The sequence below is a fragment of the Escherichia sp. KTE114 genome (assembly GCF_000407765.1).
In the GTDB taxonomy this organism is placed as follows: domain Bacteria; phylum Pseudomonadota; class Gammaproteobacteria; order Enterobacterales; family Enterobacteriaceae; genus Escherichia; species Escherichia ruysiae.
Window position 1 is genome coordinate 4,359,829 of the sequence record NZ_KE136626.1, and the last position, 18,875, is coordinate 4,378,703.

Below are 18,875 nucleotides of genomic sequence, written 5' to 3' on the forward strand. Positions count from 1 at the left end.
GCAAGAGAAACCCAATAAGTAATTACTTACTTTTCTTAATGTGCTTCATCAGACGCTTACGTTTACGCATCTGGGTCGGCGTTAGAGTGTTACGCTTGTTCGCATACGGGTTTTCCCCTTCCTTGAACTGAATACGAATCGGCGTACCCATCACGTCCAGAGATTTACGGAAGTAATTCATCAGGTAACGTTTGTACGAGTCAGGCAGGTCTTTCACCTGGTTGCCGTGAATCACCACAATCGGCGGGTTATAACCACCAGCGTGGGCATATTTCAGCTTCACACGACGCCCGCGAACCAGTGGCGGCTGGTGATCTTCAACAGCCATGGTCATGATACGCGTCAGCATAGATGTCCCCACACGACGGGTAGAGCTGTCATATGCTTCACGTACTGATTCAAACAGGTTACCAACACCGCTACCGTGCAATGCAGAGATAAAATGCACACGAGCGAAGTCGATAAAGCCCAGACGGAAGTCCAGCGTCTCTTTCACCTGCTCTTTCACTTCCTGGCTCAGGCCGTCCCACTTGTTCACCACAATCACAAGTGAGCGTCCACTATTGAGAATAAAGCCAAGCAGGGAGAGATCCTGATCGGAAATACCTTCGCGTGCGTCAATCACCAACATCACCACGTTGGCATCTTCAATCGCCTGCAACGTTTTGATTACGGAGAATTTCTCTACAGCATCGGTGATTTTGCCGCGTTTACGTACGCCAGCGGTGTCAATGAGCACATACTCACGTCCATCGCGTTCCATCGGAATGTAGATACTGTCACGCGTCGTGCCTGGCATGTCGTAAACCACGACGCGCTCTTCACCCAGGATACGGTTAGTGAGTGTAGACTTACCGACGTTTGGACGACCAACAATCGCCAGTTTGATCGGCAGACTTTGCGGATCAAAGTCGTCTTCCTCTTCTTCTTCGCCGTTCTCTTGCGCTTCAAATTGCGCCCAGTATTCAGCGTCTTCGTCGACTTCTTCTTGCGGCGCGATATCTTCCATCCACGGCAGCAGCACGTGCTCCAGCAGACTTAATACGCCACGACCATGCGAAGCGGCAATTGGGTAAATTTCACCTAAACCAAGTGAATAAAAATCAACGATTGCTTGATCCGGGTCCAGTCCATCGGTTTTGTTCGCCACCAGGAAGGTTGGCTTTTCGCGGGAACGCAGATGTTTGGCAATGGCTTCATCCGCAGGCATCAGACCCGCGCGCGCATCCACCATAAACAGCACCACATCCGCCTCTTCAATCGCCAGCAGCGACTGTTCCGCCATGCGAGTTTCTACACCGTCTTCTGTACCGTCAATCCCGCCGGTATCAATACAGATAAACTCGCGGCCTTCAATTTCCGCACGACCGTACTTACGGTCACGAGTCAGACCCGGGAAATCCGCAACCAGCGCATCTCGGGTGCGAGTTAGACGGTTAAATAACGTGGATTTTCCTACGTTAGGGCGCCCGACAAGCGCGACCACAGGTACCATGTTTAAAGCCTCATTTTTATAAATCATCAGACAACGCACGCTATTTTCGCGTCGTTGTTAAAAACAGGAAAACGGCTCCTGTCCAGGAGCCGTTTTCAAAGTGAACGACAGAGACGATTAACGTGTAATGGAGTACACGGTTCCGTCTTTTGCCTGGATCAGCAGTTTGCCATCAGCGGCAACCGGGTCAGTCTGGAAACCGGAGCTATCAACTTTTTGTTGGGCAACGAAACGTCCATCTTCCACATTAATCCAGTGCAGATAACCTTCGCTATCACCCACCACCAGGTTGCCATTATACAGCACCGGAGAAGTCAGCAGGCGGTGCAGCAGATCGCTTTGTGTCCACAGCGTCACGCCACCATCGATGGTCAACGCCATTACCCGGTCATTTTGATCAACCAGATAGATACGGTTACCGTCGACAATGAAATCATTCACCGAACCCAGTTCGCGTTTCCACATAATCTGACCACTGCGCAAATCAAGCGCCGTCAGGTTACCATTATAGGCCAGCGCGAAAACAACACCGTTCACAACCACTGGCGTAGTATCAACATCGCTCAGACGGTCAATTTCGGTTGAACCGGTCGCCTGGGAGATACGCTGCTGCCAAATCATCTGTCCCTGCTGCATCAACACAGCACTGACGCGACCATTATCGCCACCGACGACTGCCGCACCAAATGCAGTTGCTGGCGCAGACTCACCACGCAGAGAAAGCGAAGGCATATCAAGGTTAACAGTCCATTTAACAGCGCCGTCAGCTTCGTTCAGCGCCTGCAGCTGACCGTTGCTGGTGTGAATTAACACCAGACCGTCGCTAACCACCGGGCGAGAAAGTGCTTCACCCGCGACTTTGGTTTGCCACGCCACAGTGCCATCGCTGGTGTTCAGCGCGTAAACCTGCGCTTTTTCGCTGCCAATATAGACATGACCACCTGCGACGGTCACACCGCCAGAAAGTAATGCCGGCTCTTTAGATAACCAGCCATCTTTCTCAGCCAGGCTGACAGACCAGATTTCTTTACCATCATCCGCATTCATCGCCTTTACCAAACCAGCGCGATCGGCTGCATAGACAACGTTATCCGCCAGTGCCGGATGAAGATTAGAGTAGAAGTTACCAATGCCGCTACCAACGGAAGTGCTCCACGCCGTGGTCGGCGTAAACTGGTTTTCAACGGTCGGCAATGGGGACATCTTGACCACATCTTCTTCACTGTTAAACAGCGAACAGCCGCTTAAAAGGGTAACGGAAAGCACTCCTGGCAGCAGTAATTTACGCAATTGCATCGGGTCCCTCTCAGATGGACAAATTATTAATTTTCATCTGCATCATTTCACTCAGTGCCGGGGTCACATCGCTTTTCACGCCTGCTTCCCATGCACTACGCGCACCTTGCTTATCACCTTTGCTCAGTAATGCTTCACCACGCAAGTCGGCAACAATGGCAGCCCACCCTTCACCTTTTATGGTATCAAGGGTTTTCAGCGCAGCATCAGTCTGCTTGAGCTGCACCTGAACTCGGGCAAGACGCAGATTTATCACGGCTTTGAGATTTTCATCGCTCGTGTCCGCCAACCCTTGTTGCAATTGAGCGGCGGCTTTCTCTAGTTCATTTTTGTCAACAAATTGCTGCGCAAGTTCCAAAGAAGCCAGCGCGCCGTAAGTATTTTTATTTTCAGCAGCAAATTTTTCCGCCGCTGGGATGCTGTCCGGTTTGCCTTCGCTAACTGCGGTAACCGCATTTTGATAAGCAAGAGAAGCGGAGCGTGCGGACTCAACCTGATGGCTATTCCAGTAGCGCCAGCCAATCAGTGCGCCAACGCCTAAAATCACCCCAACAGCCAGTGCTTTGCCATTTTCAGCAAAAAAGCGTTTAACCGCTTCAACCTGGTCGTTTTCGTTCTCGTAAATTTCCACGCTGTCCTTCTCCTTCCTTAACCCAGTAACGTGTGCAAATGCGCGGCTACGCTATCCTGCGCAACTGTCGTTTGCTCACCAGAGCGCAAATCCTTCACTACTGCCGTGCCATTAGCCACTTCAGACTCACCCAGCACCACAGCAACGCGGGCCCCCCATTTATCAGCGCGGGCAAACTGTTTCTTAAAGTTGCCGCCACCGTGGTTGGTCATCAGTTTCACGCCTGGTAATTCATCACGCAGACGCTCAGCTAATGCCATAGCCGCAGATTGTGTATCAGTACCCGAAGCCACCAGGTATATATCGACAACGGGATCGGCTTTAAATTCCGGGTTAACTGCCTGAACTAACAACACCAGACGTTCGAGGCCCATCGCAAAACCGACTGCCGGTGTGGCGCGACCGCCCAGTTGTTCCACCAGACCGTCATAACGACCGCCCGCGCACACCGTGCCCTGGGAACCGAGGCTGTTAGTGACCCACTCAAAAACGGTACGATTGTAGTAATCCAGACCACGCACCAGACGCTGGTTTACGGTGTAGGCAATGCCTGCGCTCTCAAGCAGTTTGCACAGACCGGCAAAATGCTCGCGAGACTCTTCATCCAGATAATCGCCCAACGCCGGAGCGTCGTTGAGTAACGCCTGCACTTCCGGATTTTTGGAATCCAGCACGCGCAACGGGTTGGTGTACATACGACGTTTACAGTCTTCGTCCAGCTTTTCTTTATGCTGTTCAAGGAACGCAACCAGCGCATCGCGGTAATTGGCGCGAGCTTCCAGCGAACCAATAGAGTTCAGTTCGAGAGTAACGTGCTCAGAGATACCCAGCGCACGCCACCAGCGGGCGGTGAGCATAATCAGTTCGGCATCGATATCCGGGCCTTGCAGACCGAAAACTTCGCAGCCCAACTGATGGAACTGACGATAACGCCCTTTCTGCGGACGCTCGTGACGGAACATTGGCCCGATATACCACAGACGCTGTTCCTGATTGTACAGAAGACCATGCTCGATGCCGGCGCGTACACAGCCCGCCGTCCCTTCAGGACGCAGAGTCAGGCTGTCGCCATTGCGATCCTCAAAGGTGTACATCTCTTTTTCAACCACGTCGGTGACTTCACCAATCGCACGTTTGAATAGCGGGGTCTGCTCTACAATCGGCAAGCGGATTTCACTGTAACCGTAGCTGCCGAGCACGTTTTTCAGTGTGCCTTCAATGCGCTGCCAGATGGCCGTTTCGCCAGGCAGGTAATCGTTCATGCCGCGAATGGCTTGAATGTTTTTTGCCACGTTTATTCTCTTTCTGAATATAAAAATGAACCCTCAACGCTTCCCTCAATATTTCGGGAGCCATGCGGGTTCAATCATACACGGGAAGCGAGGCGCTTCCCATCACGTTATTATTTTTCAACCTGCTGAACGTCAATTCGACGCGCTTCGTCCAGTTGGCTGGCTTTCGCACGAATGCGTGCTTCCAGCTGGTCGATCATGTCGTTATTGTCCAGACGGTCTTTGCGCACGCCATCTTCATAGAGGCCGCTTTTCTTGTTGCCGCCCGTAACGCCAAGCGTAGAAACCAGCGCCTCGCCTGGGCCATTCACCACGCAGCCAATAATCGAAACGTCCATCGGGGTGATGATATCTTCCAGACGTTGCTCCAGCGCGTTAACCGTACCGATAACGTCAAACTCCTGACGTGAGCAGGTCGGGCAGGCGATGAAGTTGATGCCACGCGAACGAATACGCAGCGATTTCAAAATATCAAAACCGACTTTGATCTCTTCGACCGGATCAGCCGCCAGCGAGACGCGCAGCGTGTCGCCAATACCTTCCGACAACAGCAGACCTAAACCAATGGCCGATTTCACCGCCCCGCTGCGTGCGCCACCGGCTTCGGTGATCCCCAGGTGCAACGGCTGATCGATCTGTTTTGCCAGCAGACGATAAGACTCAACCGCGAGGAAAACGTCAGATGCTTTCACACTGACCTTGAACTGATCAAAGTTCAGACGATCGAGATGATCAACATGGCGCATGGCAGATTCCAGCAACGCCTGCGGCGTCGGTTCGCCATACTTTTCTTGCAGATCTTTTTCCAGCGATCCGGCGTTAACACCAATACGAATCGGAATGTTTTTATCGCGCGCACAGTCAACCACCATGCGAATGCGTTCTTCATTACCAATATTGCCTGGGTTAATGCGCAGACAGTCAACGCCGTATTCCGCTACTTTCAGTGCAATGCGATAGTCGAAGTGGATGTCGGCCACCAGCGGTACGTTAACCTGCTGCTTGATGAGCTTGAACGCTTCTGCCGCGTCCATCGTCGGTACAGAGACGCGAACGATATCAGCGCCGACACGTTCCAGCGCCTTAATTTGATTGACCGTTGCTTCGACGTCTGTCGTACGCGTATTGGTCATGGACTGTACGGCGATGGGAGCACCATCGCCAATCGGCACATTCCCAACGTAAATACGTGTTGATTTTCTACGTTGAATTGGAGCCTGGTTATGCATGAAAAATCTCCCGCGTTACCCGTCTGTTACTGCGCCAGTGATTGTTCGGCATTGAGGGTCAGACGCGCAACCTGGTTAGTTCTGATAAAACGACTCAGATCGACAGGTTTCCCTTGATACTGGATCTGTACTGCGGCTGGTGCACCAATTTTCAGTTTATACGGTGCCTGACCGCTTAAATTCAAATTACCGCCTTTACGCTGCATCCCGCTAAACAGTTTTTTGCCGGTAGAATCGGTGACTTCCAGCCAGCAATCAGCAGTAAAGTTCATCACCAGCGCATTAGGATCAGCCGCTGGAGTGGTCACGCCAGCCTGATCAATTGGCAACGGCGCAGCGCCATCTGGCGTTGTTGTTGCAACTGGTGCCGCTGGTGTAGTAGTAGCCGCGATATCAACATTCGCCTGTGAAGGAGGAACAACCGCGTCTTGCTGTGGCGCTACAGCAGGGGCTGGCGTCGTCACGGCTGGCGTTTGCGTGTTCGTGGCAGTGGTATCTACAGCCGCAGGCGATGTAGTCGTCTGGGTTTCGGTAGCAGACGTATCTAACGGTACACTCTGGCTCTGGTTATTATTCAGCTCCGCAGTGGATTGATCAGCCATGGTGCTAATTTCTTCCTGCTGGGCTTTGTGATCCTGCCACCACCAGGCTCCGCTCAGGCCAATCACCACAAACAGCACCAGCCAGGTGAAAGTCATCAACCAGCCATCGCGTTTTTTGCGGCGTTTGCCGAGGGAAAAACTCTGCATTGGCGCAACTTTTGCGGCTCGCAGTGGAGCCTGCTTTTCCAGTCCCGGCAGCAGTTCTTCTTCCGGAATATGGACCAGACGCGCATAAGAGCGGATATACCCGCGCAAGAATGTTGAAGCAAGATCGGCGGGTGCCTTATCTTCTTCAATGTCGCGTACCGTGGAAACCTTCAAACAAAGTCGTTCGGCTACGGCTTGCTGGCTAAGTCCAAGTTGTTCACGGGCATTACGCAAGCGAGCGCCGGTGGTAAGTGCTTCATTTTGGTCGTGCGTGGCTTCAGTATTCATTCGCTGCAGGTACGTTTAAAAGAGAATTGGGATGCCGGTGAACCATCACGCCCACCCACACCGCGAAACATCCGTAAAGTTAACCTTTATCATACAGTATAAGACTGTCTGTGTGCTCGTGACAAAGCCCACATGAATCAAAGCTAACTTACTGTTGCATCGTTACATACTGCCTTAAAGTCAGCAAAAACGCACCGTTAATATTGATCAGACAATTGCAACTTAATGCTACATTCATAAAACATTACGCCACGGTACATAAAGTAACCATGGCGTAATAACTATCAGACCGTTTTAATATCGATGGCTTCACCCTGCATCCGTTTACGCAGAGTACGTTTAGTACGGTCGATGACATCTCCCGCTAACTGACCACAGGCGGCATCGATATCATCACCACGAGTTTTACGCACAATGGTGGTGAAACCGTAGCTCATCAGCACTTTTGAGAAGCGGTCGATACGGCTGTTCGAACTACGACCATACGGCGCGCCCGGGAACGGGTTCCATGGGATCAGGTTAATCTTACACGGCGTATCTTTCAGCAGCTCCGCCAGTTGGTGCGCGTGTTCAGTGCCATCGTTAACGTGGTCAAGCATCACGTACTCGATAGTGACGCGCCCCTGATTAGCATTGGATTTCTCCAGATAACGGCGCACTGCAGCAAGGAACGTTTCGATATTGTACTTTTTGTTGATTGGTACAATTTCATCACGAATTTCGTCGTTCGGCGCGTGCAGGGAAATTGCCAGCGCAACGTCAATCATATCGCCCAGTTTATCCAGCGCCGGAACCACACCGGAAGTGGAAAGCGTCACGCGACGTTTAGACAGACCAAAACCGAAATCATCGAGCATGATTTCCATCGCCGGAACGACATTGTTCAGGTTGAGCAGCGGTTCGCCCATGCCCATCATCACTACGTTAGTGATCGGACGCTGACCAGTGATTTTTGCTGCGCCGACGATTTTCGCCGCACGCCACACCTGACCGATAATTTCCGACACCCGCAGGTTACGGTTAAAACCCTGCTGGGCAGTGGAACAGAATTTACACTCCAGCGCACAACCAACCTGCGAGGAGACACAAAGCGTGGCGCGGTCGTCTTCCGGGATATACACCGTTTCGACACGCTGATCGCCCACAGCAATCGCCCATTTGATGGTGCCGTCGGATGAACGCTGTTCTTCAACCACTTCCGGTGCGCGGATTTCCGCCACCTCTTTCAGTTTGCCACGCAACACTTTGTTGATGTCGGTCATCTCATCAAAGTTGTCGCAGCAATAGTGATACATCCACTTCATCACCTGATCGGCGCGGAAGGGTTTTTCACCTAAATCTTTAAAAAACTCCCGCATCTGCTGACGGTTGAGATCCAGCAGGTTAATTTTTCCATCTTTCGTGGTGACGTTTTCAGGTGTGACTAATTGTTCAGACATATGCTATTCCGGCCTCGTTATTACACGTTATGGCCCCTGGAGGGTTGAAAAAAGAAACGCCCCGGTGAGCGGCTGCTCGTCCGGGGGCGCTGCATTGTACAAATTCTGGCGCACGGATGCCACGTTTGCACGCGGCATTTACGAAATTATTAACGGGTGCGCGGGCACACTTCGCCTTCCCCGAAGAAGTAGGCGATTTCGCGAGCGGCAGATTCTACAGAATCGGAGCCATGAGTGCCGTTTTCAGTCAGGCTGTCAGCGTAGTCTGCGCGCAGAGTTCCCGCCAGAGCGTTCGCCGGGTTGGTCGCGCCCAGCAGATCGCGGTGACGCTGAACGGCATTTTCACCTTCCAGCACGGAAACTACGATCGGACCAGAGGTCATGAACTCAACCAGACCATCAAAGAACGGTTTCCCATCGTGTTCAGCATAAAAGCCACGAGCCTGCTCAACGGTCAGGTGCAGCATTTTGGTGCCGACAATTTTGAACCCTGCAGCTTCAAAGCGCGCAAAGATATTACCAATGACGTTTTTTGCTACCGCGTTCGGTTTAATGATGGAAAAAGTACGTTCAATAGCCATTTTTACCTCTGTAAATTATTCTGTTGTTGTCTGTACCAGCGTACGAGATGGCGCGGATTATAATGAGCAACAGAGCCGTTGACTATTGATGAAGGTAACATTTTTTTAAAATAAACCCAGTTTAAGCAACAAACATGGTGAAAACAGGCTATTGCATAACAAATTTCACTGTCGCTACCTGCCCCACTTCATCCATTACCAGCAATTGATAATCACCTTTTTCCGTTAAATGCAGAGTCACACTGCGCCCGCGTTCAGCTAACGGTTCGCCATTCAGAAACCACCAGCGTTCTCCGGCACCACCGTTGGATTGCACCGGCAAAGTCGCTTCCGCCGCACCAGGTAAACGCTTGATAATGGTGCCATCACGAACGCCAGTCAATTGCAGCGGGAGCTGAGCGTCGTGACCGTACGGTGGGCAAATTGTCGAGGCTGGTGGCAAGCGCACAGCGCGGCGTTCTGATGCAGGCAACCAGGGTTCCAGCGGTAGTGGCCAGACATTCATCATTGCTTGTCGCGCCTGTGGGCAATCGGCGGCGACGCGTTTGCCATTTTCATCCAGCCAGATGGGAAAACGGATGCCATTAATCCCTTCTTGCTCTGGCAGTAACAGGGTTGGCGGCTGGCTTCCATCCAATAACCAGGTTGCCAGACGACGGCGACAGTTACTGTCACCTTCTGGTAAAGACTGCCCGCCAGGCCAGCAGATAACGCCACGAGTGACTGAGTTCGGGCGCGGATCTTCCGGCAGATTTGCACTGCGCGACAACAAAATATTATTAACCTGATTCAACAACGGTACGGCGCTGGCAAAGCCAAACTGACCGACAACGGGCGTGCCGTCCGGTCTGCCAGTCCAGATGCCAATCACATAGCGAGCGTTTACACCTATCGCCCAGGCATCACGATAGCCGTAGCTGGTGCCCGTTTTCCACGCCAGGGGTACGACGCGCGGCAAGGCACCGTCCGGCAAGGGCTGCGCTTCATCAGCCATGATTCGGCGGATGATCCATGCGGCGCCCGGCGACATTAAGGGGCGTTCAAGCAGCGGATCGTCAGGCTGTAAGCGCAATTTTCCTGCCTTACCGTGGCGGGCAAAAGCGGTGTACGCTGCCGCCATATCCTCCAGTTTTGCGCCAGCACCGCCGAGAATGAGCGAAAGATTCGGCACAGCACCATTGGGCAGATACAACGGCAACCCAACATTGCGTAATTTTGCCGCAAACCGTTTCGGGCCATAGGCTTCCAGCACCTGCACAGCAGGTAAGTTCAGCGAGCGTACCAGCGCCTCACTCATGCTGATCGGGCCATGAAAACCGCTGTCAAAGTTTCCAGGCCGGTAATCACCAGTGCGTCGTGGGACGTCTTGCAACAGCGATGCCGGATGGATCAATCCCTCATCCAGCGCCAGACCATAAACAAAGGGTTTGAGCACCGATCCTGGCGATCGGATCGCATTGACCATATCAACATGACCAAAGCGTGAATCATCGTTGAGATCGACCGATCCCACCCAGCCGCGAACACGCATATCGGTATGATCAATCACGATCATCGCGAGTGAACTGCGCGGTGGCAATCGTCCTTTCCAGTTTTGCGCCAGTTCTTCCAGACGCCGCTGAAGACCGGCATCCAGCGTAGTAACAATTTTGTCGCTTTTACTTTTACCGAGCATCATCCGTGAAAACAGCGGTGCCAGTTGCGGCATTTGTCGGGGCGCCAGCCAGACGGGTTCTTCGCTTGACTCTTTTACCTGCTCGCGGGACCACACACCTTGCACCGCCATCCGTTCGAGCACTTTATTACGCGCGGCCTCAGCACGCTCCGGCCAGCGATCCGGGCGCAGTCGGCTGGGCGCTTGCGGTAACACAGCCAGCATTGCTGCCTCGGAATAGCTTAAATTCGCGGGCGATTTTCCAAGATAAGCCCAGCTTGCCGCACCAATCCCCTGCAACGTGCCACCAAACGGGGCGCGGTTAAGATACAGGGTCAGAATGTCACGTTTAGACAGATGCCACTCCAGTTGTAACGCGCGCCAGAGCTGGCGAATTTTACCGCCAAACGTTTTGGGGTGAGGATCAAGCAGACGAGCAACCTGCATAGTGAGCGTGCTGCCGCCGGAGATAACCCGTCCCGAAGTCAGATCCTGCCAGGCAGCGCGCGCCACCGAGAACGGGTTTACGCCAGGATGCTTCCAGAACCAGCGATCTTCGTAATTGATCAGTGCTTCAAGGTAACGCGGAGAAACATCTTCGATAGTCACTGGATAACGCCAGATACCGTCAGCATCGGCGAAGCGCCAGAGCGGCGTTCCATCCTGCGCCACGACCACACGTGCGGGATTGACTTCATGCAGCGGCAGAGGCCAGAGTTTATCTGCTCCCCACGCCGCCAGAATGATAATAAAGGGCGCGGCTGCCAGCGTTATCCAGCAACCGCGTTTACTTAACAGACGAAGCATTTACGGTCTGACAATCAGCAGATCTTCAGCCGCGCCGGTCGCCCGCCATTGAGGAACATACATCGATTCCACCATCGGCTGCGGCACCTGATACGTTCCCGGCGTCACCGCCCGCGCCAGATATACCAGCGTAACCGGCTGGTATTCATCAACGGCAACCGCCGCCACAAAGCGATCGTCACGAAACTCAATGTGCTTAATGCTCGCCTGCTGCATTTGATTAAGCAGGTTTTGCACTTCGCTACCACTTTGCTCCAGACTGGCGCTGCCGTTCGCCAGGTTCTGGTTTTCCAGTTCCAGACCCGCTGGCAGCAAATCAACCACCAGCGCATCTGGCACGCTGTTACTGGCTTTTACCTGCAACCAGACCAGTACCAGATCGCCGCTACGTAAAGAGTCCAGCGATTTGCTCTTACCGTCAGTACCAAGAATATGACGCTCGATTTGCAGCACATTACTCGCAGGTAAAGGTGCGGATTGCGGATAACCGCTGGCATCCACACGCAGCCATAACGGCTGGGTGCCACTGTTAGTTACCTGCAAAGTTGCAAGTTGATCGCTATTCAGATTGCTGTTTTGCGCTTTCTCGCCAGTCAGCGGCTCGGCAGAGAAAGAGGTTTGCGCTTGCCATTTACCCGGTAAATCCTGAATCGAACGGGCAGCCAGGAACAACGCATTACTTTCCTGAGTTGATAGCCAGCGTTCACCAAACACCTGCTGCGAAAGTGTATTCAGCAAGGTGTTCTGCTCATCTGGCAACAGTTTGTTCTCTTCCAGTAAGGAGAGCATCAACGCGTTGTCGCGCAGTGGGCTACCGTAATCGCCAAGCCATATCCGCTCATCATTATTACGCGGCGTTTTCAGCGCCAGCGCAATTGCGTCTACACTCCGCGTCGCATCACCCATGGTTTTCAGCGCAATGCCAAGTTGCAGTAGCGGTAAACCAGAAGCGGCATCTGCACGACGCTCCCAGATTTCACGCAGCGCACCCAGCGGTGCCTTTTGCTGACGAGCCAGCACCAGCGCCGCGTAAGACTGTACTGCGAATTTACTGGCTTTGAGATTATCGGCATACGGGATCGACATCATGCCCGGATCTTGTAAATAGCGCAGCAGACGCTCATTCCCCCGGTTAATGGCTTCTGTCGGCACGCTGTAACCCTGCTCACCTGCGCGAACCAGGAAATCCATCACATAAGCCGTCAGCCAGTACTCTTCGTCGCTGTATTTATCCCATAGCGCAAAACCGCCATTATCGCGTTGCATTTGCAGCAAACGGGAAATGCCAATATCAACTGCCGCACGGCGTTTATCATCACTGTCGCCTTTGATGCCCAACGCCTGTAGCTGGGCTGCATTGGTATAGAGCGACGGGAACAGACCGCTGGTGGTTTGCTCCAGACAGCCGTACGGATATGCTTTTAACTCTTTGATATAACGTGCGATGTTCAGCGGTGGCTTGCCGCTCAACAACAATTGCCCTTCCAGCGTAACAGGCGAGAAGTTTTGCAGTCCGCCCGCCGGTATCGCCCATGTTTCACCAGGCTGCAACACCGTACCATAATTGACGGTTTGCGCCGGGAATGCCGGACGGACGCCAATTTTCCACTGCTTATGCTGATCGGCAACGGTTTCTCCTGGCAAATTCAGGCCACTGATAGTCGCCTGAATTTCACCATCGCCATAACCCGGCAATGCTCGCACCGGGATAAACAGCGTAGTGCGCACGCCTGGCGCTAATTCAACAGGTGCGGGTGAATCGCTTACTAGTTCAACCAAACCGCTGGCGGTCAGGGCAACGTTCAGTTTTTGCGGTTTATCAGTAAGATTAGTGATATCCAGCGTCAGACGCGAAGTGTCGCCACGCGCCATAAAGCGCGGCATGTTCAGTTCGGCTATCACTGGTGCAGCAACAATCACTTTGCTTTCGTTGCTGCCGAAGTCATCTGCCGTCCAGGCTTGCGCCATGACGCGCAATTCACCGTTAAAATCGCCAATCGGCAGTGTAACCGTACCTTCGCCCTGTTCGTTGAGCGTTACCGGCTGTGCCTGTTGCGCGACAATATTGACGTGATTGACCGGTGGCTTACCACCACGTTTCAGTTCATCACCATCGCCACCAAAACGCAGTGCTGCCAGGCGTCCCTGTCCTTCAATGACCTGACCGTAAATATCGTATATGTCTGCGCCATAGCGTTTCTGACCGAAGAACGCCTGCCACGGATCTGGCGTAACGTAATCAGTAATATTCAGCACACCGCTATCAACGGCAGACACCAGTACATTCACCTGTTTTGGCATCTCACCATTTTTATTGCTGGCTTTGATTTTCACAGTTAATGGCTGATTGGGGCGCATTTTTGCCGGTGTTTCCAGCGCCAGACTGAGACGACGGTTTTCATCGCCAAGCGGCAAATGCAACACGCCAACCGCGCGTTTTGGCGTCGCAGAGCGAGATTTATCGCCAGGACGCACCACCAGCGTACTTAAATAGAGGTCGTGCCGATTCCAGGTTTTATCGACCGGAATCGTTAAATCCAGCCCTTGTGCCGGAACATCAATCTCTTGCCACCACAGCGGCCCTTCACTGGACTCGACCATCGCGTAGCCTTTACCCGCCGTTGGCGCGGCAATGTGCAACTTAATGGTATCGCCAGGACGATAACTGGCTTTATCCAGTTTCATCGTGACGCGATCCGGACGTACCGCACCGCTACCGTCGCTGTTGTCCTGCCAGCTATAGCCAGCCCAGAAACGCACGCTACTAACCGCTTCATTCGGCGCTTTGACTTCCAGACGATAAGCGCCCCACTCTACCGGAAAACTTACCTTACCAGTTTCATCCGCTTGAAGATCCAGCGTTTGTTCATTTTCGATCAGATCTTTTTGATCAAACTGTGACTGCCAGCCTTCATCTTCTGACCAGTTCCAGTAGTAATCTCGACGTTCGCGAATCAGACGCACCTGCAAGCCCGAAACGGCTTTTTTCACGCCCTGCGCATCGCTATAAACGATGTCAAAAGCGGCGTTGCTGCCTTCATTAACAATGGGTTGTTTTACAGTCGTGTCAGTACGGTAATCGTAAACCGATTTCAAGGCGAACTGCGGGCGGATCCCCGGGAGCGCATCGGCAGGCCATATAGCCTGTTCAGCACGGCGCGTCACCGGGCGACCGCCAGATTCCAGCAAACTGCCTTGGAGAATAACCTGCAATGGGGAATGCGTTTCCTTCCACTGGCTTTCTGTAGAAACCTCGCCGCGCCCTTTATCATCCAGCGTCAACTGAACTTCATCCAGCGTGCGGGAAAGGTTTTCGGCAGCTATATCGCCAAATTCGAAACCAGGTAATGCAGAAACCGCTTCACGCAGAGGGCGCAGGAAAAGCTGCCCCTGCAAAGTATTACCGTTAGCAGGCGCACCGTACAGGTAGTAACCCACCACGGAGAATTTCACCTCATCTTTCGGCGTTAACGGGATTTTCTCGCCGGTCAGGTTCAACGCCATGCGTTCTGGCATAAAATCTTCGACGTGGAAATCCCACATCCGATACTGGTTATCGCCAGTGTTAGCGCGAATATGCCACATGCCGGTTGCCGCACTGCTATCCAGTTGCCAGGTAAAGTGATAGAGGCCATTCTCCGGCTGACTAACGACACTACGCAGTACCTGCCCGTCAGGTTTAATCACGTCTAACTTGATGGGTTGATCGGGCAATGCTTTACCGTCTGCATCACGCAGTAAGCCGTTGAGGATTACGGTTTCACCCGGGCGATAAAGATCGCGCGGGCCAAACATAAAGAACTGTTTGCTATAACCCGGTGCACCAGCAATGTTAAATTCCGCTAAGTCCAGCGCGGGAAGTTTTAAATCGAGCAGCGTTGTCTGACCATCTTTACGTGCCAGCAGTAATGCCGCGTTTTTGTCGTTTTCCAGCTGTACATGACCCTGTGCATCACTGGTCGCCTGAGTCAGAGTCTGCCCTTTCTCATTTAATAACGAGACTTCAATTCCTTGCTGAGCCGCACCGTTTTCCAGGCTTTGGGTAAAGATATCCAGACGATTGTGATAACGGTGAGCCGATACGCCGATATCACTTAATGTAAACAGAGTCGCGGGATTACTGTAATCGTAACGTCCGGCCTGATTCATCACAGCCAGATACACGCCCGCCTGCTGAAGCGGTTTGATATCACCCAGCGGCAGCAATAATTTTTCACGGGTATTACGCGCAGGATTGAGATCAAAACGTCCGGTGTAGACTAGATCCGCCATCTGCAGCAATTTGTCAGATTGCCAGTTCGCCAGCGAATTGCGGTATTCCCATTGGCTAATGAATGCTGGCAGAGATTCGGGTTTAACACGGAAGAAGTTAACATCGACATTGTTAACGTTGAGCGCCATTACCGGCAGTCCTTCAACGACTTTTCCAGGCAGCAGCGAACCACGGCTGGCAAAACCGACGCTGGGTTGAATATCGCGGGTGGTGATCGTCTTTTCGTAATCTTTACTGAAGGTTGCGTTATTGAGCGCCTTCATTTCCTGCCCAATAGTCACGATCAAATCACGTTTAGGTTCGAGGTGGCGTAAACGCAGCTCTTTAAGATTATCTGACAGCTCCCAGGCACCATCCACTTTGCCGCTTTTTTTATCGACGACATGAATAACACGTGAGAAATCCTGATCCGGGTCGAGGGGGATGGAGAAAGTCAGCACCAGCGTGGCTGCACCATCGAGTTGAACCTCAGAGAGATCAAGCAATGTCAGTGTCTTACCGGCACTCTGTTGTGCCAGCTTTTGCCTCTCCGGCGCAGAGAGTTTTGCTGAACTCGCGTTTTCTGAAGATGTACCTTTAGCAGCTTCAGAAGGGGTATCTTTTTTCACCGCTGTTGGCGCGTTATCGTTGTTGTCGCACCCTGCCAGCGCCAGCATTAACATGCAGGCGGCTATGCGTAACTTTTTCATTTATCATCCCTGCCACAATGGCCCGTTAGCAACGTCGAATAATTATTATGCGTGAGAATTAACGTTATGTAATTCAGTATCACGTCCACAGAATCTGAATTTTGGTGATAAATGTAGCTCAGGCAGCCAAATCAGCCTCTTTTGCTTGTCGCTTTTCACTAAACGTCCGACAATTTAGCCTACCCCGGCAAAAATGGAGATGCCTATGTCCACGACATGGTTTGTAGGAGCCGACTGGCTCGCCGAACATATTGATGATCCTGAAATTCAGATTATTGATGCCCGCATGGCACCGCCCGGACAGGAAGATCGTAACGTTGCCCAGGAGTATCTCAATGGGCATATCCCCGGCGCAGTATTTTTCGATATCGAAGCTCTTTCCGATCACACCTCCCCGCTTCCGCACATGCTGCCGCGCCCGGAAACGTTCGCCGTAGCGATGCGTGAACTGGGCGTTAATCAGGACAAACATCTGATTGTCTATGACGAAGGTAATCTTTTCTCAGCCCCGCGAGCATGGTGGATGCTGCGCACCTTTGGCGTGGAGAAAGTGTCGATTCTTGGCGGTGGACTGGCGGGCTGGCAGCGTGATGACCTACTGTTAGAAGAAGGCGAAGTGGAGCTGCCAGAAGGAGAGTTTAACACCGCCTTTAACCCGGAAGCCGTGGTGAAAGTAACCGATGTATTGCTGGCAAGCCATGAAAAAACGGCACAAATTATTGATGCCCGTCCGGCTGCGCGTTTTAACGCTGAAATTGATGAACCTCGCCCTGGTTTACGTCGCGGGCATATTCCTGGTGCGCTGAATGTTCCGTGGACAGAACTGGTGCGTGAAGGTGAACTGAAAACGACAGATGAACTCGATGCGATATTTTTTGGTTACGGTATCAGCTATGACAAACCGATTATTGTCAGCTGTGGCTCTGGTGTAACGGCCGCCGTTGTGTTGCTGGCACTTGCTACGCTGGATGTGCCAAACGTGAAACTGTACGACGGCGCATGGAGTGAATGGGGCGCGCGAGCAGATTTACCGGTCGAACCAGTGAAATAAGCTTTTTACAGGCAACAAAAAACCGCCGAATTTGGCGGTTTTTTGTTGCTGGTCTGGTTCGCGGCCTTTCCAGCTGGTTGACTTGTGTTGCCGGAGCAACGCAGGCACCCCACAGTGTTGAAATACTCTCTTTTATGCCTGGCTATGTCAAGATAATAAACAGAGTAGTTATTCAAACATGAGGGTATTATTCTTGACGGCCCTTTTCGCCGTCTCGCAAACGGGCGCTGGCTTTAGGAAAGGATGTTCCATGACCGTAAATGCAGGTACCCCACAGTGCTTGCTATCGCGGCAATATCGCCAGTGGTGCTGTCGTGATGCGGTCTTCGCATGGACCGCACAATGAAGATACGGTGCTTTTGTATCGTACTTATTGTTTCTGGTGCGCTGTTTTCCGAAGTAAATAATAACCGGAGTCTCTCTGATAATTATTTACTGGTGGCTAACATCCTTCAGAGCAGCAAGTAAGCCCGAATGCCGCCCTTTTGGGCGGCATATTTTAGATTATCCGATTCTGTTTAAAATCACGCAGAAACCCACCCCAGCGACGTTCATAGAATGGCGCAATATGTTCGGTAATAAAGTGGCTAATTCCTTTTTCCCCTTTTTTCACCTGGCAAATATCAATAGGTTCATCGCCAGGTAATGTATCGGTCGCTACACTTCCCGCCGCCTGAATAATTTCTTCGATATTACCATCGGCTTCAATGCCAATAAGCAAATTAGGCTGTGCCTCTTCGTTCTCTTTAATTGAACAAATAAAAGCACGCTTCACCGGCTTAATAGTTTTAAATAAGGTAGTGAGTGAATCAATCATTTGTGCTGGCGGCTCTGCGACTTCCGATAATATCAGCGATTCGCCGCCTTCCAGTACTTCCTGACTGCTCAGCGGATTACCCTCTTCACCGATCAGCAAACTGATTTCACGCGGCATAAATTCTTTACCGGTAGGCAGTTTGGCATTAAGGAAGAGCGTTTCGCCAAGGGTCATCTCAAACAGCGTGCGAACGGGCATTACGACAAATGCCTGTTCGCCGTCAACCGCCTGTTGAAGTGCTTCTAACGAGGTGAAAAAAGGAATGACGCTGGTGCCGTCTTCTTTTTCCCAATGTTGTAAATCAAGCGCGCTATCTTCAACCACAGCCTCGCCCTGCGCCGCTGTACCTGGCACCCAGACGGTGGATTCCAGTAGAGTACGGAAAAAAGCCGGACGATGCGCCGGTTCGGTTGCTGCTTTTTCCAGCAGGTCTTCAAGTTCGTTTTTTGTTTCGGACATAAGAACCACAATTCATTCAACGTTCGGGGCGGAAGTGCCTGATGCGCTACGCTTATCAGGCCTACAAAGGAATCGCAATTTGTTGAATTTGCAATACTTTGTAGGCTGGATAAGGCGTTTACGCC

General features: G+C 52.1%; 13 protein-coding genes. 2 read left to right on the plus strand and 11 right to left on the minus strand.

Annotated features, from left to right (window positions below; translation table 11 throughout):
- Positions 1-22: 22 nt before the first annotated feature.
- The 10 genes from der to yfhM all read right to left on the minus strand — a co-directional run bounded on the left by der (position 23) and on the right by yfhM (position 16,423).
- The gene (gene der / locus WC5_RS00635) at positions 23-1,495 is read right to left on the minus strand and encodes a ribosome biogenesis GTPase Der (protein WP_016158778.1); all 1,473 of its coding nucleotides are present in this window, start codon (positions 1,493-1,495) and stop codon (positions 23-25) included.
- A 117-nt stretch (positions 1,496-1,612) separates the two neighbouring features.
- A complete protein-coding gene (bamB, locus tag WC5_RS00630; protein WP_001177079.1) occupies positions 1,613-2,791 on the minus strand; it encodes an outer membrane protein assembly factor BamB in 1,179 nt (392 codons plus the stop codon).
- Positions 2,792-2,801: 10 nt separating this feature from the next.
- Positions 2,802-3,422: an ancillary SecYEG translocon subunit YfgM gene (gene yfgM / locus WC5_RS00625; RefSeq protein ID WP_000409213.1), complete on the minus strand. Its 621-nt coding sequence runs from the start codon at positions 3,420-3,422 to the stop codon at positions 2,802-2,804.
- Between the two features lie 17 nt (positions 3,423-3,439).
- Entirely contained in the window at positions 3,440-4,714 is a 1,275-nt protein-coding gene (gene hisS / locus WC5_RS00620) for a histidine--tRNA ligase (protein ID WP_001107173.1), read from the minus strand.
- Positions 4,715-4,824: 110 nt separating this feature from the next.
- Complete coding sequence (gene ispG, locus WC5_RS00615) at positions 4,825-5,943, minus strand: flavodoxin-dependent (E)-4-hydroxy-3-methylbut-2-enyl-diphosphate synthase (RefSeq protein ID WP_000551807.1); 1,119 nt, start codon at positions 5,941-5,943, stop codon at positions 4,825-4,827.
- A 26-nt stretch (positions 5,944-5,969) separates the two neighbouring features.
- Positions 5,970-6,980 (minus strand): cytoskeleton protein RodZ, encoded by a 1,011-nt coding sequence (gene rodZ / locus WC5_RS00610; protein WP_001090829.1) that lies wholly within the window; start codon positions 6,978-6,980, stop codon positions 5,970-5,972.
- Between the two features lie 284 nt (positions 6,981-7,264).
- Complete coding sequence (gene rlmN / locus WC5_RS00605; RefSeq protein ID WP_000003311.1) at positions 7,265-8,419, minus strand: dual-specificity RNA methyltransferase RlmN; 1,155 nt, start codon at positions 8,417-8,419, stop codon at positions 7,265-7,267.
- Between the two features lie 149 nt (positions 8,420-8,568).
- Positions 8,569-9,000 (minus strand): nucleoside-diphosphate kinase, encoded by a 432-nt coding sequence (gene ndk, locus WC5_RS00600; protein ID WP_000963837.1) that lies wholly within the window; start codon positions 8,998-9,000, stop codon positions 8,569-8,571.
- 148 nt (positions 9,001-9,148) lie between these two features.
- Positions 9,149-11,461, minus strand: a complete 2,313-nt coding sequence (gene pbpC, locus WC5_RS00595) for a peptidoglycan glycosyltransferase PbpC (RefSeq protein ID WP_000945166.1) — start codon at positions 11,459-11,461, stop codon at positions 9,149-9,151.
- Positions 11,462-16,423, minus strand: coding sequence for an alpha2-macroglobulin (gene yfhM, locus WC5_RS00590; protein WP_000736108.1), 4,962 nt, complete (start codon positions 16,421-16,423; stop codon positions 11,462-11,464). It abuts the gene before it with no gap.
- Between the two features lie 205 nt (positions 16,424-16,628).
- Between yfhM and sseA the strand changes: the two genes are divergently transcribed.
- Both sseA and timP read left to right on the plus strand, forming a co-directional pair.
- Entirely contained in the window at positions 16,629-17,474 is an 846-nt protein-coding gene (sseA, locus tag WC5_RS00585) for a 3-mercaptopyruvate sulfurtransferase (protein ID WP_000108603.1), read from the plus strand.
- 342 nt (positions 17,475-17,816) lie between these two features.
- Entirely contained in the window at positions 17,817-17,942 is a 126-nt protein-coding gene (timP, locus tag WC5_RS25955; protein ID WP_258286489.1) for a small toxic inner membrane protein TimP, read from the plus strand.
- A 31-nt stretch (positions 17,943-17,973) separates the two neighbouring features.
- On the opposite strand, the gene sseB is transcribed toward timP, so the two are convergent.
- A complete protein-coding gene (gene sseB / locus WC5_RS00580) occupies positions 17,974-18,750 on the minus strand; it encodes an enhanced serine sensitivity protein SseB (protein WP_010350263.1) in 777 nt (258 codons plus the stop codon).
- Between the last annotated feature and the right edge of the window lie 125 nt (positions 18,751-18,875).

Coding starts and splice junctions, on each gene's coding strand:
- der (WP_016158778.1), bottom strand. CDS start 1,495: ATGGTACCTGTGGTCGCGCTTGTCGGGCGCCCTAACGTAGGAAAATCC.
- bamB (WP_001177079.1), bottom strand. CDS start 2,791: ATGCAATTGCGTAAATTACTGCTGCCAGGAGTGCTTTCCGTTACCCTT.
- ispG (WP_000551807.1), bottom strand. CDS start 5,943: ATGCATAACCAGGCTCCAATTCAACGTAGAAAATCAACACGTATTTAC.
- rodZ (WP_001090829.1), bottom strand. CDS start 6,980: ATGAATACTGAAGCCACGCACGACCAAAATGAAGCACTTACCACCGGC.
- rlmN (WP_000003311.1), bottom strand. CDS start 8,419: ATGTCTGAACAATTAGTCACACCTGAAAACGTCACCACGAAAGATGGA.
- ndk (WP_000963837.1), bottom strand. CDS start 9,000: ATGGCTATTGAACGTACTTTTTCCATCATTAAACCGAACGCGGTAGCA.
- pbpC (WP_000945166.1), bottom strand. CDS start 11,461: ATGCTTCGTCTGTTAAGTAAACGCGGTTGCTGGATAACGCTGGCAGCC.
- yfhM (WP_000736108.1), bottom strand. CDS start 16,423: ATGAAAAAGTTACGCATAGCCGCCTGCATGTTAATGCTGGCGCTGGCA.
- sseA (WP_000108603.1), top strand. CDS start 16,629: ATGTCCACGACATGGTTTGTAGGAGCCGACTGGCTCGCCGAACATATT.
- timP (WP_258286489.1), top strand. CDS start 17,817: ATGAAGATACGGTGCTTTTGTATCGTACTTATTGTTTCTGGTGCGCTG.
- sseB (WP_010350263.1), bottom strand. CDS start 18,750: ATGTCCGAAACAAAAAACGAACTTGAAGACCTGCTGGAAAAAGCAGCA.